Origin of the sequence: Epilithonimonas hungarica (assembly GCF_900102265.1) — a bacterium.
GTDB lineage: Bacteria > Bacteroidota > Bacteroidia > Flavobacteriales > Weeksellaceae > Epilithonimonas > Epilithonimonas hungarica.
The window spans coordinates 373,648-390,844 of the sequence record NZ_FNBH01000004.1 but is presented as its reverse complement, the minus strand read 5'-3'; the positions used below and the strand labels follow the sequence as shown (position 1 = coordinate 390,844).

General features: G+C 36.9%; 11 protein-coding genes. 4 read left to right on the top strand and 7 right to left on the bottom strand.

Going from position 1 to position 17,197, the window contains the following annotated elements; all coding sequences use genetic code 11:
* Positions 1-155: 155 nt before the first annotated feature.
* The 7 genes from BLT30_RS16535 to BLT30_RS16505 all read right to left on the bottom strand — a co-directional run bounded on the left by BLT30_RS16535 (position 156) and on the right by BLT30_RS16505 (position 11,420).
* Positions 156-2,750 (bottom strand): T9SS-dependent M36 family metallopeptidase, encoded by a 2,595-nt coding sequence (locus BLT30_RS16535; protein ID WP_089874669.1) that lies wholly within the window; start codon positions 2,748-2,750, stop codon positions 156-158.
* A gap of 11 nt (positions 2,751-2,761) precedes the next feature.
* Positions 2,762-4,075, bottom strand: a complete 1,314-nt coding sequence (locus BLT30_RS16530; protein ID WP_089874668.1) for a T9SS type A sorting domain-containing protein — start codon at positions 4,073-4,075, stop codon at positions 2,762-2,764.
* A complete protein-coding gene (locus tag BLT30_RS16525; protein ID WP_089874667.1) occupies positions 4,075-5,466 on the bottom strand; it encodes an ELWxxDGT repeat protein in 1,392 nt (463 codons plus the stop codon). Before BLT30_RS16525 ends, BLT30_RS16530 begins: the two co-directional genes overlap by 1 nt.
* A gap of 15 nt (positions 5,467-5,481) precedes the next feature.
* Positions 5,482-6,939, bottom strand: a complete 1,458-nt coding sequence (locus BLT30_RS16520) for an ELWxxDGT repeat protein (protein ID WP_089874666.1) — start codon at positions 6,937-6,939, stop codon at positions 5,482-5,484.
* Positions 6,940-7,181: 242 nt separating this feature from the next.
* On the bottom strand, positions 7,182-8,255 hold the full coding sequence (locus BLT30_RS16515; RefSeq protein WP_139166698.1) for a tetratricopeptide repeat protein: 1,074 nt from the start codon (positions 8,253-8,255) through the stop codon (positions 7,182-7,184).
* Complete coding sequence (locus BLT30_RS16510) at positions 8,252-9,571, bottom strand: helix-turn-helix domain-containing protein (RefSeq protein WP_175487218.1); 1,320 nt, start codon at positions 9,569-9,571, stop codon at positions 8,252-8,254. Before BLT30_RS16510 ends, BLT30_RS16515 begins: the two co-directional genes overlap by 4 nt.
* Positions 9,572-9,962: 391 nt before the next feature.
* Positions 9,963-11,420 carry an ELWxxDGT repeat protein gene (locus tag BLT30_RS16505; protein ID WP_089874663.1) on the bottom strand — a complete coding sequence of 486 codons (1,458 nt, stop codon included), beginning with the start codon at positions 11,418-11,420 and terminating at the stop codon, positions 9,963-9,965.
* A gap of 311 nt (positions 11,421-11,731) precedes the next feature.
* Here BLT30_RS16505 and BLT30_RS16500 point away from each other — a divergent pair, with 311 nt between their 5' ends.
* The 4 genes from BLT30_RS16500 (at position 11,732) to BLT30_RS16485 (ending at position 17,180) form a co-directional block, all read left to right on the top strand.
* On the top strand, positions 11,732-13,162 hold the full coding sequence (locus BLT30_RS16500) for a helix-turn-helix domain-containing protein (protein ID WP_089874662.1): 1,431 nt from the start codon (positions 11,732-11,734) through the stop codon (positions 13,160-13,162).
* A complete protein-coding gene (locus BLT30_RS16495; RefSeq protein WP_089874661.1) occupies positions 13,159-14,295 on the top strand; it encodes a hypothetical protein in 1,137 nt (378 codons plus the stop codon). The genes BLT30_RS16500 and BLT30_RS16495 overlap by 4 nt, the downstream gene beginning before the upstream one ends.
* A gap of 130 nt (positions 14,296-14,425) precedes the next feature.
* Entirely contained in the window at positions 14,426-16,246 is a 1,821-nt protein-coding gene (locus BLT30_RS16490; protein ID WP_089874660.1) for a T9SS type A sorting domain-containing protein, read from the top strand.
* A 73-nt stretch (positions 16,247-16,319) separates the two neighbouring features.
* A complete protein-coding gene (locus BLT30_RS16485) occupies positions 16,320-17,180 on the top strand; it encodes a T9SS type A sorting domain-containing protein (RefSeq protein WP_089874659.1) in 861 nt (286 codons plus the stop codon).
* The last annotated feature ends 17 nt before the right edge of the window (positions 17,181-17,197 follow it).

The window sequence follows — 17,197 nt, the reverse complement described above, 5'->3', positions numbered from 1 at the left end:
ACAGCCAAAAGGCGCCACTCTTGAACCAGTGGCGCCTTTTTGTTTATTATTTAGGGTTATAATATTCCCTGTTTTAGGTACTTTTATATAAAGAGTCCTGGGAAAAAATAATGTATTTTTATATTGATTTCTCAGAACTAAATTAGTTTTTTTAGCTATTTATTGATAATCAATTTACTACTGAAATTAACACCGATCCCATCACCACTTATCAAGTAAGTACCGCTTGGAAGGCCTGCAGTATTTACCGGCTGGTTGGCATCAGGGTCGATCATCTGTTCATCTATTTTCCTTCCTGATAAATCAAATATTGACACTCTAAGTTTACCCAGTATCTTCACTGCATTTGTTTTGATGAAAACTTCTTTATTTGCCGGATTTGGATACAATGTAATTTTCTTACCGACAGATACATCAGCAGTTCCGAGCGAACATTCTGAAGGAACAGTGAAATCTTCTATCTGGTCCGATATAGCATTTGGCAATATTCCTCTGGTAAGGCCTGTTTTGGCATTAAATCCTAAACCTCTTCTTGCAAATGTCTCCCAGATCATACATTTGTTCTCACCATTGTTCAGATTGGCATCAGCCGCCAGGACAGCATCTCTTCCACTCACAAAATTCGGATAACAACCTTGTATCTTCATTGCTTCCATTACAAGTTTTACTACTTTTCCGCTTCCTGAGTCCGGATTATTGGCTATATCATTGGAAAAGCCATACTTCTCAGCGAATTTCCAGTGCAGATCCCAAAGCATTGTTGCCCAGATAAAGCCTACTCCGTGGACATCTACTGCCAAGCCACTTCCCGTATCAATATATTTACCATTCGTATCCCCATAGGTATAGTCGTTGATTGAAAAATCAGTCGAATATTTTGCAGGTCTTATGCCTGCTCCGTCTGCCTTTTGATTGGCAACAAACGATCCTGTAGACCTTGGCTGAGCTGCTGTTGCATCAGCCTTATTGGTTACCATCAAAGCGAAAAAGTCCGACCAGCCTTCTCCCATTTGTTCATTGGCATAAGCAGTATTTAGGCAGCTGTAGCCATTTCCTATACTTCTTGTAGATATTCCGTGGGTATATTCGTGGGCGATAACGCCATTATCCAGACTACCGTCAATATCGAAAGTGTTATATTTTAAATTGACATTGACAGTTGTTCCATTTTCTATTTTGGACTTTATCAGTTCCCCTTCCTCGTTATCAATCAATATTCCCGGTATAGTTACAGTACCATCCGTTCCGCTCATATTAATAATGGTTTGCGATGGCGTAGGATTATATATGATCACACCTTTTGCACCTTTATCCTGTGCTTTTTTGAATTTAACATCAAAATTGCAGGTTCCTCTTTGAATAAGCGCTATTTTCCCGGTAAGATCTGTATTGGTAAGATTGGTACATCCATCTGCAGGTGCTGCTATTGCAACATCAGCAGTGAGCGGCGAGTTTACTGGAAAAGCACCTCCAAAATCAACATTGTATCCTGATTCGGGTTTTCTTCCGACCAGATCACTTGGCGCATTATAGCTTAACAAATAGCCATAACGCCAGAGATACATCTGCATTCTTGGCGAAAAGCCATCCTGAGGTGTCGCAAAGTTGGCGTTGTTCAACGAAGCGCCATCTCTGGATTCCGACAAAACAGGGTCAAAATCCGTGAATGGCTCCCCTTTTCCAAAATTGTTTGACTGAAAGTTGCGTCCGGCCTCGTCAAATCCATAACGGTAAAAAATGTCATGCATCTTATTGGTGACATAAAACAGATTGGTAATGGATGCATCTGTATAGGAATTTACCGGCATGTTTAGATCCAGAGGAAAATCAAATAATTTTTGTGAACCTCCATTGGCACTTGCTCCGAAAGCATTGGAACCATTCAGGTCGGTATAGGCATAGGCATTATTTCCGCGTGTGATATTGTAAGATTCGTCACCGTCATTTTGCCAGCCCAGAGGAGAAGCATCCAGAAACCAGGGATTGGTCTCCAGAGTTCGCTGTCCGAAATTGGGAGACTCTACAGGGAAAGCATAAACACGATACGAAGCGTTGTCAACAAGAGAAGAATAATTATTTGATTTTTCAGAAATTGTTTCATTTCCAGACCTATGCGGCACCAAGTCTAACTGATGTTCAGTAGAATATTTATGGTCATGGAATTGGCACGATACAGTCAGGTTTGTTTTTTCAATGACTTTTCCTGTATTGGCGTCTACAATAATATCCCAATAGTTATTCGTTCCCTTCTCGAAGAAGTTTAGAGCATAAGATAGCTGAAGATCGCCCTTTTCTGTTGGAAAATATACCAATTTGGAAACCACTGTATTACTTTTCCTTCCTTCAAAAGTATAGTCGCTGAGATCACCATTGAGTTTTTCAGAAGATAAAACAGAAGAAAAATCTTTTCTGATATCAAATGAAGGTCTGGTCACAGATACATTTTCCGGAACCGACATAAAATTGTCAGAGATGTACTTTACGGAACTTTCACGAATCAATACGGACGATATAGCCCCATAGATCGGCACACCTTTGTACGTCTGCTGGATATTGGTTATGGTTCCTTCAGAACTCTTTCTCTGAGATGTGTGTATAATGTCAAAAGTCTTCCCAAATGTAGTTTTTCCAGCTGCAAGATATTGTTCAATAATATCTCTGTCATTGCTTTGAGCATTTGTATAATTACCAGCCATCAATGCTATTGCCGCCGTTGTAACTCTAATTGTATTTTGTATATTTAATTTCATTAGATATATACTTAATTTTTAATGATTTTTTGCGATGATGTCACACCAGCAGAATCCATTATTTTAATAATATAATTGCCTACAGGCAGATGACTGATATCCACCATTCTTGTATTTTTGTATCCGGCAACTATTTGCCCTGCTGTATTGAAAACGCTGACCTCTTTTACCTCATTTTGCAGATACAGATAATTTGAAGCAGGATTTGGATAAACCGATGGCTTCACAATATTTCGAACTTCGTTACTTGCCAATATAATGCTGCAGTCCGTAGCATATACCGCAGTAGCATCTTTTTGCCAAAGCGCTTGTGATGAACTATACTCAACATCATCTACCTGTATGCATTTCAGGTTTGGGCTATTAATAGCAAAAAAACCGATTGCATTTGCATTATTACCGTTTTTGATGTTGATAAATTTCATCTTTTGATTTTCAACAGCGTTGACGTATATAAGAGCATTGTTTTTAGATGCATTTACTTCAGTAAGCTGTGAGTAGCTGGCATAGAAAAACTGGAGCATTGTATGCGGCGTCAGGTCAATTGCAGTAATTCCTGTTCCATCCATAACAAACGATCTCAGAAATTTAAGCTTACTGATGTCAATAGATGTTATAGGATTATTCTGAATCATAAAGGTATCCAATAATGTATTATTCGACACATCGAGCTGCTGAATTGCGTTAACGCCCAGGTGGAGATAAGTCAGCCTGGTATTTTTACTAAGATCTAAGGACGTAAGATGATTGGCGCCCAGGTTCAATTCTGCAAGCCTTGGATTATGTGTTACATCAATGCTTGATAAATTGTTGGATGCCAGAAAAAGATTTGTAAGCATTGGACATTGACTTAAATCAATAGTATCGATACTATTGATCATTAGACTGGCATACTGCAAGTTAGGATGCTGCCCCAATAGAACCTGAGTCAATGCCACATTGTTTTTAATGTCCATGTTTACAAGCTTGTTGTTCATTCTAAGGTCTAGACTTCCAATATTTGATCCTTCAACAAATAATTGTGTCAGTTGCTTATTGTTTGAAAGATTAACATTGCTGACCGGCGATTTATTAAATGTAAGTGATGATATATTTTTAAAATACTCTATTCCTGTAACATTGTTGATCTTTTGAGTAATCGTTAAATCTCCAGTGTATGCCTCCGCCTCACTCACTTGTATTTCACCGTCATTGTTAGCATCTATATTGGTATATAGCAGCAGGTATTCCAGAAAGTTTTCATCAGGAAAGTTAATGGTCTGAGCACCTAGTTTTGCCATGCTGCCACTAATCAGAAGCAAAAATATTAGTATTGATCTTTTCATTATTTTACAATTATCTTATTTGTATTAACAGTACCCTCAATAGTCTTTGTAACAAGAATGTAATTGCCTTTTGGTACGTTTAGCTGTAATTTACCATTCACGATATTGCCGTCTTTCTTTATAAGGCTTCCATTCAGATCATACAGTTCGTATGAACCTTTCTCAAAACCAGTAAAGAATAATTCACCGCTGGTAGGATTGGGATAAAGGCCAATCTCTTTCTTGTTGTAATTTTCAACGTTAAGTGTGGGCAGGTCTATTTTATACAGCTCCTGTCCTTGCGATACACTGAGTTTTGCAGAAAGGTAAAGCGCTCCGTTATACTCTTCCATTTTACCAAGAACAAAGTTGGTGTAGCCTGGCTTTAGTTCCAATGTCAATTTTGTTCCGTCCGCCGTACCGTCGCTTTCCCATAGTCTCGCTTCTCCCGACCCGTCACTTGCTAAAAAGTAAAGCTTTCCGTTAAGTTCTGTAAGATTGTTCGGGTTGGATGCATTTGATCCGGGATTTACGTCCTTTACCAGCACAGTACCCTCCTCTGTTCCATCTGTCATCCACAACTCATTCCCATTGGTGCCATTGTTAGCAGCAAAAAACACTTTGTTCCCAACCTGTTTGAAGCTACCTGGAAACGAGCTTGATGTACCTGCATTGATATTCTTGACCTGCACTGTTCCCTCTGCTGTTCCGTCAGTCTTCCAAAGCTCAAATCCTGATGTATTAGAGCCCGCTGTAAAAAACAATGTATTATAAGCGCTGCTGTAAAAGAAATTCTGAGGATTCGCAGTACTATTTGGATTGATGACCTTTAAAAGTGATACGGTAGTTCCGTCATAAACGTACAATTGTAAATTGTTTGTGGCTGACGATGCAGATGCACCAGTAATGATCTTTCCATTCACAGCTCCCATCTGCCCGTTGACCACAACAGGTGTATCGATCTCAGTTATTGAACCTTGATAGAAATAAGCTAATTTGCTGTTTTGCCTAAAAAAGATCTTTCCTTCAGCCAACAAAAAATTAGAAGCTGTCCCCATTCCCGGTGATACTATTGTAGCTCCCGCAGTACTGTCATAAGAGTATAGACCGGTAACTCCTAATAAAGTCTTAAAGTAGAGCTTATCATCGTAATTAAGCAAAGATATCGGCAGAGAGCTTGCGGTCCCAGGATTGATATCTGCAACAATTTCTGTACCTCCGGAAGTTCCATCTGTCGCCCAGAGCTCTGTACCATAATTGGGGTTATTGGCATTGAAATAGAGTTTTCCATTGTACTTGGTAAATTCTGCAGGTGTGGAAGGGTTTGCGCCCGGATTTATATCTTTCAGTAATGTAATGCTTTGTGCGCCTAATGCATTGGCTATAAAAAGAGTAAATACTATTTTCTTCATAAGGATGTTTTTTAATTATTGTACAATGACCTTGTTGGATGCGTTAACCTTCTTGTCATCAGAAGTGATTTTCAGAATATAGTTTCCTGGTTTTGAGTTTAGGTTGATTTTATTATCATTGAATTTCCCAGCTTTGACCAGACGACCTGTCGTATCAAGCAATTCAAATGAACCTGAAGATACATTGCTGATTCTAATCTCTCCTTTGGAAGGATTTGGGTAGATGACCGGCTTTTTAGTTGCATCTGCAGAGACCGAAAGTGTTTCTGAGCCAAGGTTGACCTTGTAAAGTTCAATACCTGCCTGATCTGTATTTGTGATCCTAGCTGCAACATACAAATTATCATTATATACGATCATACCGAATGCCGTTGCTAAAGACGCAACTAGTTTTGTCCCATTCTCGGTACCGTCTGTTTCCCAAAGCTGTCTGGCACCTCCTGTATTGCTCATAAGAAAATACAGCTTATTGCCATAGACAACCATTTTTTCCGGAAAGGAGCTTGATGTACCTGGAAACAAATCTTTTACAAGACTAGTACCTTGTTCTGTACCGTCCGTCACCCACAATTCAGTACCTGTGGTGGAACCATCCGATGCAGAAAAATATACTTTGCCGTTGTACTCTATGAAATTGTTGGGGCTTGAGCCTGCTGTCGCACTAAAGGTATTGATATCTTTAACCAATTTTGTCCCCGACTCGGTTCCATCTGTCATCCAAAGCTCCTGACCCTCACCACCATTGGCGCTAAAAAAGGTTTTACCCAGAGATGCGCTGTAATAGAAATTTTGAGGATATGCAGTAGCATTTGTATTGATATTTTTTAAGAGATCGAATGATGCCCCATTAAAATTAAATAGCTGATACCAGGTAGGATTGGCTGCAGTCTTATATTGTGCATTGGCAATCAGTTGTGTGCCAACGGTTCCGATCATCATGACCGTAGTGTTATCATCTGCAATGACAGCTTGTGAGTTTTCATCCAGATAAAACATTCTCTGTGTATTAGGTGTTACAGCAGTGTTGTTGGCTTTGAAATACAACTTATTTCCAACTTTAGTAAAATACGTTGCAAACTTTGCAGTAGAAGATACAGTTTGCAGGCCTTCTGTCGCATTGTACGAAAGAAGAAGTCCCGATGTATTGGTACCGTTCACACTCATACTACCTGTAAAATAAATTTTGTCATTGAAGGCAAATAGATTACTAGGTGCGGAAGAGCTAGTACCCGGATAGATATCCATTACCAGCTTTGTTCCGTCTTCTGTGCCATCGCTCTCCCAAAGTTCGGTTCCTATTGATGATCCGGTGGGACTGTACGTAGCATTGAAATATAGTTTCCCGTTTAGAATCGCAAAATTAGAAGGTGACGAATTTGATGTACCAGGATTAATATCCTTCACCAATGTAAAAGTTGTCTGTGCTGAAAGCAGCCCGCCTAAAAGAATTGCCAAAAAGTTGATTTTTCTCATATTGATAATTATTATTTAACCTTAATTAACTTATTAAAAATGATTTCAGAAAAAATTATCTATAATTTAATTTACTTTATAGATTTTTTATCTTATTAATTTAAAGTTCTAAATTATCAATATTGAAGTAATTAAAACAGAAGTATCCTGTCACATTTACGAAAATTACATAAAAATGAAAGTGTAAAATAATATGTAATCCGTTGTTTCATTTATATTTACATTTGAATTTTTATAATTTTCTACATTATCGCCTTTTTTCGTAAGTAATGATGAAAAAACATTAGAAATATTGAGAATAGTATAAGTAATATTAAAAATACAACCACATTTCGCATTAAACTTTTATTACTTTCTTCAGAAAAATTTTGGTTTTCATTTTTGACCAAACGTGAAATGATCTGATTCTGAGATTTTGAGATCTGCATCAGATTTTCATTATATCTTTCAAAGTAATAAAGATATGATTTCGAATCTCTCTTCAGGTAACTGCTCTGTGCCTTTAACTTGAAAAAAAAACCTGTAAGCTCTGAGTCATACGAACTGAATTCCTTTACGTTGATGGTTTGTAATACCTTATCTGCTTTATCCACCTCGTTTCTCTTGAGATAAATATCAGCCAGGCCTACCGATGCAAAATATTTGTTGTACCCAATTCCGGGATTGTTGCTCTTTAGAATCATCTGATAGATACTTTCAGCTTCTCCAGAATGTCCAAGCGATTCAAGACAGACTGCTTTTTGAATATCGATCAGGAGCTTGTTCGTTGTTACTACATCTTCGGATGGTAGCTTGTTATAAACATCGAGAGCTTTATCAAAATATTTGACCGCAAACTCGCAATTCAGTTCATTTTTAAATACAATTCCCTTGACGTTATAAACATTTCCTTTAATGAATAAGAGATCTTTAGGAAGATCTATTGCATTGATAAGATTTTCTGCCTCATCAAGATTTTTCTTCGCTTCATTGTTCATATTGAGCTGCTGGTACTGATTTCCCAGCATCGAAAGAAAACGTATCTGGTTTATTTTATCGTTTTTTTCCTTAGACAAACTGATACCTTTGACGCAGTTGTTGATCACCTGGCTGATATCTCCCAGAACCATCTGAGCGTTCACAAGCCTAGAAAGTGCTGTTATTTTCTCATTGTAATTTCTTGCATCGAGAAACGCCTTCTCAGATATCCTGGCCGATTTTTCAGGATTGCTGAAAATCAAATCAGCGGCGCCTTCGGTCTGGTGGTCTTTTCCTGAAGGTTGCGCACTCACAGCGAGCCCGACAAATAGAAACAATATGTTAAACAATCTCATCATTCGTTGAATGTTTGAAGAAACTCTGTTGGTGATAGGTCCATTCGATTTTTAAATATCTTTGTGAAAAGACTGTGTGAGGAAAAACCGCATTCGTCTGCCAGATAACTGACCTTATATTTTCTATATTCCGGGTCCTGTCTGATTTTCTCAACAATATAATCTACTCTGAGGTTATTGATGTACGTATTGAAGTTTGAGTTTTTATGATTATTTACAATCTCTGAAAGATAGTTGGGATTGGTGTCAAACTGTTGCGCCAACATTTTTAATGAAACATTTTTCTGGATATACTTCTGCTTATTCTCAAATTCTTCAAGTTTTTTCAAAATCCTTTTTTCTGTCTTGTCCGGTATTACAAAGTTTTTAGCATCTGTTTCAACCACAGATTCTTCCGCTTTCTTTTTCTTACTTCTATACAAAAAGTAAACAACGGCTAATCCACAGATAAAAGCGAGAAAGATCGTAATGTAGATCTTTCTGAACAAATACTTCTGTGACTTCAGCTTTTCATCATTCACTTTGTTGATATGGTTGACAAGCATTGCCCTGGCTACAGCTCTTTTTGCATTTTGCTCTTCTACTATTGTAAAGTAAAATCTATTGATATGATCTAAATTACTAAAATCTCCTACCCTGGCTGAAGATGTTGCAAGATTTCTATAAAAATCGGCCTTAAGATTCATATTGGAAATATCTTTAGCAGAATCCCGGTATTTTTCCAAAAGATCGAATGCTGCCAGAGCATTATTTTGCTTCAAATAAATTTTTGAAAAATAATTGTCAATCAGCATTGCGTAATAAATTCCCGGATCCGATTTCTTAAATAAGGACAAGGCCGAGTCCAAAGCGATCTTTGATTCGGGGTCATCATTTCCCAATGTCTCTGCAAGCCAAAGATTGGACTGAATCGATCCTACGACGTTGTTTGTTCTTTTATAGTTTTTTATAGCAGATCTCAGAATAGCTGCCCGATCGGCCAACGTAAAAATTTCAAAGCTTGTTTTATCAAGTGCCAGGTCTGTAAAAGCAGTAGCTTTGGCAAACTTGGTATGATTCAAATTGTTTCTTACATTATCAACTTCACCTGTCAGACCAAGCATTTGACAGACCTGCCCGTAAAGACATTGATACTGGAAAAACAATTCCGAACCTTTGTCCTTTTTCGCAGAATTCTCCAGCAAAAACATATTATTCAAGCCCTCTTCATACTTCCCTTTTAGAAGCAGAAACTTTATATTGAGAATTTGAGCATCACTTGGTGATATTTTAGAATAATATTTGATCAGGTCTTCTACATTATGGTTTTCGTACTGCATCTTATCAAGAATTTCCTCCCTAAGGATGCCCACATCGTTTTTTGTCTGTGATGCACAAAAAACATAGAAAAAGAAACACAGTAACCGCAAAATGCGGTGTGCACTGAAAAACATTCTTATCTTCTTAATTCTGTCCATCATATTGATTCACAAAAATAAGTAATTAATTTATTATTTTTTTCTGTGTTACAATGATGCTAAGAATGTTTTCTTGGAGAATGTATTGAAATGTTATTTGAATGAGAGCTTGTAAGCCGTTTTAACAAATCATTTAAAGAGTATTACATATAGCTAAAAATTGGTCATGGAATATTTTAGTATTTAAAATAGAAAGAGTCTTAAAAGACTCTTTCTACATTGTACCCATTAATATAAATGCAAGTAATGAGCGTTATTTTATTATTAGTTTTGTAACCAGTTTTGCCTGTTTGCCACCGGAAGATCTTACTTTTAATATATATGTGCCGCTTGTACGATCAATAACGATCTTATTATTATTAAAGATACCGCTTTGAACAAGTTTACCAGATAAATCAAATAGCTCGAAGTTCCCCTCGCTGATATTTGAAACAAATACATTTCCGGTCGTTGGATTAGGATAAACTAGCGTTTTTGCATTCGATTCAGAGATATTTAAAGTCCCTGTTGGCAAATTGACCTGATAGAGCTCTACTCCAACGGTATCCGTACTTCCGATTCTTCCGGAAAAATATAATTTATCATTGTAAGTGATAAAACTTGATACCGAGGCCACTGATGCCAGTGCTTTAGTTCCCTCTTCTGTGCCGTCGGTTTCCCAGAGTTGCTTTACGTTGGAAGCATTAGTCGCAAAGAAATACAATTTATCTTTATAGACAACCATTTTCTCAGGGAACGATCCAGCAGTTCCCGGTGCTATATCTTTTAGCATTTTAGTACCTTGTTCTGTACCATCTGTTACCCAAAGCTCTGAACCGCTTGTAATCCCGTCAGATGCTGAAAAATAGACCTTACCATTATACTCCGTAAAGTTGATAGGACCAGAACCTGAAGTACCGCTAGAAACATTAATATCTTTAACAATAGTCGTTCCGGCTTCTGTCCCATCCGTCATCCAAGGTTCTGCCCCGTTGCCTCCGTTGGCATTAAAAAATGTTTTACCCAGCGCTGCACTGTACGTAAAATACTGCGGATAGGACGATGTGGAAGGGTTTATTGCCTTAATAAGATTTGATGTTGAACCATCAAAGCCAAAGAGTTGTGTTAAAAATGGGCTGGATGCATTGGCGAATTGTGCATTTGCAATGACCTTGTTCCCTACGAAACCTATGGTATTAACATTAAGGTTATCATCAGCGATCACTGGCTGAGCACCGCCCTCAATAAAGTATAATCTTTGGGTATTTGGTGTTACCGATGTGTTGGTCGACTTAAAATAAAGCCGGTCGCCAACTTTGGTAAAGCTGGTGCTGTATTTTGGCACAGTTGATACGGTTTGTACACCATTGGTCTCATCGTAGGAAAGCAGAAGTCCTGAAACATTAGAACCGTTAACAACGTTCGAACCACTGAAATAAATCTTGTTATTGAAAACAAATAATGCTGCAGGCGACGATGAAGAGTTTCCGGGAATAATATCTGCTACCAGTTTGGTTCCGGCCTCTGTCCCGTCACTTTCCCATAATTCATTACCAATTGAAGCTCCATCAACTAATGAACTGGCCGAAAAATAAAGCTTGCCATTGTAAATGGTTAGATTGGATGGCGATGATCCCACTGCACCGGGATAGATATCCTTTACCAATGTAAAAGTTGTTTGCGCAGTTACTAAGCCGCTTAATAAAATAATAAAATAGTTAATTTTTCTCATGCTGTTTAATTTATTTTTATGATAATTCTAGTGAGTGTCCGAAGATAGATCAGGTCTTGCTGGCATCTAAATTATAAAGACCTACAGCATTTCTAAACAACATCACTAACAGAATCAAGAAAGATTCTGTAATTTTGACAATCATAAAAACAACTACAACAATCTGTCACACAATTAATTACACATTATCAACTTAAACAATCATATCTTTAAATAGAAACCTGTCCTAACAGTTGTTTGAATGAATATTTTCAATAAAAAATTGCGGTTTCAAAAGAAAAACATAATTTTATCATTCAATTAATAAACCAGTGAAGAAACTGATTGTTTTTCTTTTTAACTTTTGTATTCTTTTTGTTTTTGGCAAACCCATTGACCAGGAAAAAAAACAGCTTTTTCAGAAGGCTGGATTTGAGATGACTCTTGCACCCGAAAAGGCTTCAGAAGTTTTAGACTATCTTGAAAAAAACTTTATGTTAAACTCTGAAGAACAACAGAAATTGGATTATCTCAGAATCAAATCATCGTTTTTTCAAAATAATCTAACAGATGCGCTAAAGAAGATCTCATCCTCTGATGAAAATCTCTCGCCGGATATTATTGTACTGAAACAAAGTATTCTATATTATCTTCGAATTTACTATGACTCCGAATTTATAAAAGCTTCGCAAGACAAGGATATACTCTTTTCTAAGGAAATAATGACTTTTCTTAATCGGTTGAATCAAAGTAGACCAGTGGAAAGTAAACAAGAACTTTCCAATATTTTGATAAAGGCACAATCCTGCAACCTTATGATAGCAAGAGAAAGCTTGCTTTACCTGATGGGTTTTCTTGCAGATCATGACAAGGATCCTACTGACAGTTTTTTTCTTACAAATATTTATAATCTGTATAAAAATGACCTTCAATTCAAAATTGTATATGCTAATTATTTGATCAATAATAATAAACTGGAGGCTGCAAAAAAGATGATCTCTGAGCTTCCTAAAGAATCTCTTGAACAAACGACCAATCTTAACCTGAAATATTGCTATTATGATATAATGGCAAAATTATATGCCAAAACGCAGGCTTACGATAATTATAAGGAAACTGTTGAAAAGAAAGATCTATTGTTAAAAGCACTTAATCAAACCCGATTTTCAGCAAAAAACAAATGGTTTAACATTTTAGAAGATAATTTTAGGACCGAACAGGAATCTCTACTGAAAAACCGAAAAAAAATATTATTCTCAATCATTGGCATTTCAACGCTGATCATAATATTGATTGTGATAAGATTCTTTCAAATCAATTCCCAGGTCAAAGAATATCAAAACTTTATACTCAGGATCAATTTGCTGAAGGAAAAAAAAGCACCTCAGCAACAGGCGATCTCTGAAAAGACAGAGAATATACTGTTGAAAAAACTGGATGATTTTGAGAATACTGAGGATTACATAAAAACGGATATCTCTCTCCAAAGCCTTGCTAAAAAACTGGAAACCAATACCAAATATTTATCCGAAACTATTAATACGCACAAACAAAAGAACTTCAATGCCTACATTAATGAATTAAGGATCAATTACATTATCAACAAGCTTAAGGATAAGCCCATCTACAGAAGTTATAAAATCAAATATCTGGCCGAAGAAAGCGGTTTCTCAACACATAGCGCCTTTACAGCAGTTTTTAAAACGGTTACAGGAATGTCGCCTGCCAACTATATTCAATTATTAAAACAGAAAGAAGAATGAGGAATTGGATTTTAATAATATTATTTTTTTTGGGAACTCTTGCCGGAGCAAACGGGCGGAAGAATGAGGACATTTTGAAGAAGGCCGAGAAGCTGATGCTTGTTGACCCAAAAGAATCATTTGAACTTGCCAAAAAGGCCTATAACAGTAATATGTTGAATCACCAGGACAAGCTGCAAGCTCTCTTTATACTGACCAATACGTCAAATCTTTTGCAAAATCCCCTTGATGTTGTCAGATATGGAAATGACGCTTTGAAGATTGCTGACAATAAAAATGACGTTGTAACCAAGATAAAAATTTTAGGCATCCTTGGGAATACTTATCAATTTTTGCAGCTTAATGAGAAGACAAGGATCTATCTGGACCAGGCAGAACTGCTATTGTCTTCACCGAAAATTTCCGACTCTCTGAATCTAGTTAAAGGAAATATTTTTTATCTGAAAGGAATGAATTACTTCTACAGCTTGGATAGCGACATTGCCTTTTCTTACTTCAACAAGGCAATCAATCAATATGTCAATTCAAAAAATCCTTTGGCAGAGATCAATATCAAGTTAGCTTACCTCAACAGGGCTTATGCACTGATACAACAAAAAAAGCTTAATGAGGCTTCAGAAAGTTTAAAACTCGCCAGTATCAACCCCAATGAGTCATCACGCCCGTATCCACCGCAATTTATAGAACTACAAGAATCGTTCATTGCACTGGGACAGGCAAATATCCTTTCTCTTGAAGGAAAACCGGGACCTTCAAATGAAATACTTTTTGATATATTGGAAAAAAGAAAGAATGCTCCTGCAAGAGACGATATAGAAAATGAGGTTTTTAAGTTACTTTCAGAAAATTTCCTACAGCTGAATGATATTAAGAAACACGATTATTATGAGCAAATTTTTTTGATGAATGTAGAACAAAGTAATCGCGATGCAGCAAAGTGGGTCAATAAGTTAATACTTCAAGAAAATAGTCAAAACGAAGAAGAAAAGAAATATACCGATCAAAAATATATCACAATCATATCATTGACCTCAGTGCTTTTAGGTTCTATAATTATCTTTTTGCTAGTAAAATTGAATAAGATCAATAAAAAAAGAAGCTTATTAAAAAACAAGGTCTCAGAAAATATATAATTCTGAAAATCAAACAAATAAATCCCAAAATAAGCTATCAAAATCATAAATCTTCTATAATACAGTTATCCTTTTTCTTGTTTCTTATTCAATTGAAGGGTATTTTCGTACACATTAAATTTGAACTGAAATGAAGAAATTTTACCTTTTGACTGCAGCATTTTTCTCCTTTATAAATGCCGGTATTAGTGCTCAAAGTTGTGGCACTTTCAGCAGTTTTCCCTTCAAAGAGACTTTTGAGGCCGACAGCTCAAGCCGAAATTGCTGGACCAAGCAAGTGATTGGCGGGGGCAATGCATCCTATGACGGCTGGATCTACAAGAAAGGTTCTGCTGGTGGCGTGGATTACAATATCGTCAATGCACACTCAGGACAGTTAAATGCTTGTACGCAGGCTGCCTTTAACTCTGGCGATGCTAAAATAAGACTGATCAGTCCAACGATGGATATCACTGCACTGCAGACACCTACCCTATCTTTTTTCATGGGACAGGAAGCTTGGGGAATCTATCAGAACATGCTGAATGTTTATTACCGTGTTTCACCGACTGCCGAATGGAAATTGCTCAAAAATTATTTTTCTAACGTTCCAGATTGGAAACAGCAAGTTTTGAATCTACCTGAAAAATCTGCAGAACTACAGGTATGTTTTGAAGGGATCATTAAATTTGGACGATCCAATGTTTTGGATGATGTTGTTATAGGCAATAGTGATAGTGTAGAAAATTATCCGTCAGCCTGTGCACCATCCACACCCAGCAACAATTTTGAAACAGGCACAGGGGATCTGAAACTTCTGTATATCGCCAATGACTTTAATGTTGCTGCACACACAAATCTCACATTGACAAACATTATCCTAAATACCATTGACAAAGGCGGCATTGAATCTTTTGATCTGTTTCTGATGAAAAGTGGTCCGGATGGATTGCCTTTGGATATCGTAGCCGGCTATCAGACGGTAACGCCTAATACAGTAACAGATCTGAACGAGAGAGAAGGATTTACATTCAGAAAAAATACATTTGACCTACCGGAACCAGTAGTCATTGAAGGTGGTGCCGTAGGCGCGAGATACTGGCTGGTTGTAAAAGCAGTCAATAAGGATGAGGCAAACGCTTCCTTTATCGAGGCAACTTCAATTAGAAACAGTGGAAAAGAAGCATATTACAGTAATGACGGGACCATTTGGAGACAAACCAATGGCGGTCTGGATGGCGTATTTACATTAATAGGAACCTGTACGGAAACCAATCCGGTAGATAACTACTGTACACCAAAATTTAATTTTTCAATGCCTATTGACAGAGTAAGGTTGGGCACAATTGATAATACATCCGATAGTGAAGTTGCCTATGAAAATTTTTCCAGTATCAAATCTGATGTTGAGAGAGGCAAAAGCTATCCTTTGCAGATTGACGGGCAGACTTATGACAGTACATCAATACAAGCTATTACAGTATTTGTTGACTGGAACCAAAATGGCTATTTAGGTGATGCTGGGGAAATATATAATATCGGAAAAATCAGAGAGTCTAATGGCAACACTATTACATATCAGCTTCCAATACCTTTGACCGCTGATCTTGGAAACACAAGAATTAGAATAATTTCTGAAGTTACAGATTACGCAACGAATGCCTGCAACGTATTTTATCAGGGTCAGGCCGAAGATTACACATTAAATGTTCTAAAAGAAAATCTTGCAGTCTCTGATGTCAACAAAGAAAGTAAAACAACTGTTATTTATCCTAATCCGACCAGACACTCGATAACACTTAAAAATTCATCAGTGATGACCAAAGCAGAGATCTTTGATGCAAATGGTCGCTTGCTATTAGAATCAGCAGCTACTCAAATTGATGTGTCAGAACTTGTATCAGGTGTTTATTTTATTAAGATGACCTATCAGAATGGAAATACTGAGACACAGAAATTGATCAAACAATAAACTTCATAAATTATTTTTTATTAATTGGTGTCCTGACTGAAAAGTCAGGGCATCGATTTAAATAACTACTACAATGAAAAAACTTTACTTTCTATCACTAATGATGTACGCTTCATCATTATTCTCCCAAGCTACAACACCACCTTATTCACAGGACTTCACTACTTTTCCTTTAACTAATTGGTATATTGGCTATGCCTTTAACGCCAATGTTGGGAATGGACCAACCAATACCTCTTCTAGCTATTGGCAGCAGAAAGCCTTTTTGAATAATACTTCTGTAAACGACCAATCATTACGAGTTAATATGTATACCGCTAACATCTCTTATTGGGCGGTCACCAACGCTTTTGATCTTTCTGGTGATGATTACCAGATCACATTTGACTGTGGTACAACCGATGGGCCTTTCACAACCAATCCTTCCGGTCCGGCACCTCAGATCGAAGCTGGCGACAAATTCAAAGTACTGGTAACGTCTGATAACGGAAGCACCTGGCAAGAACTTAGAAACTGGGATAATCCGAACATTACAATTTCTAATTCAAGGAATACCTTTACAATCGATGTCTCAGCTTATAAAGGAAATAATGTCAAGTTTGCTTTTTATGCCTCTGATGGAACAGTTTTCAATGCATTGGCCAGCTACTGTATTTTTGTAGACAATTTTAAAGTTCAATCTAAGACTGTTATGTCTGTTGACGAATCAAAAGGTTATAAATTGAATATTTATCCTAATCCTACTACTGATAAAATTGCCGTTAATACGGATAAAGCTATTAAATCAATGGAACTGTTCGATTTTACAGGAAAAAAAATCAAAGTATCATCAATTAATGAAATGGACCTATCAAAAGTGCCTACCGGAAGTTACCTTTTAAAAATGATATTTAGTGACGAAACATCTGTGACCAAGAAGGTTGTCAAAAAATAAATATAATAGTACAAGAA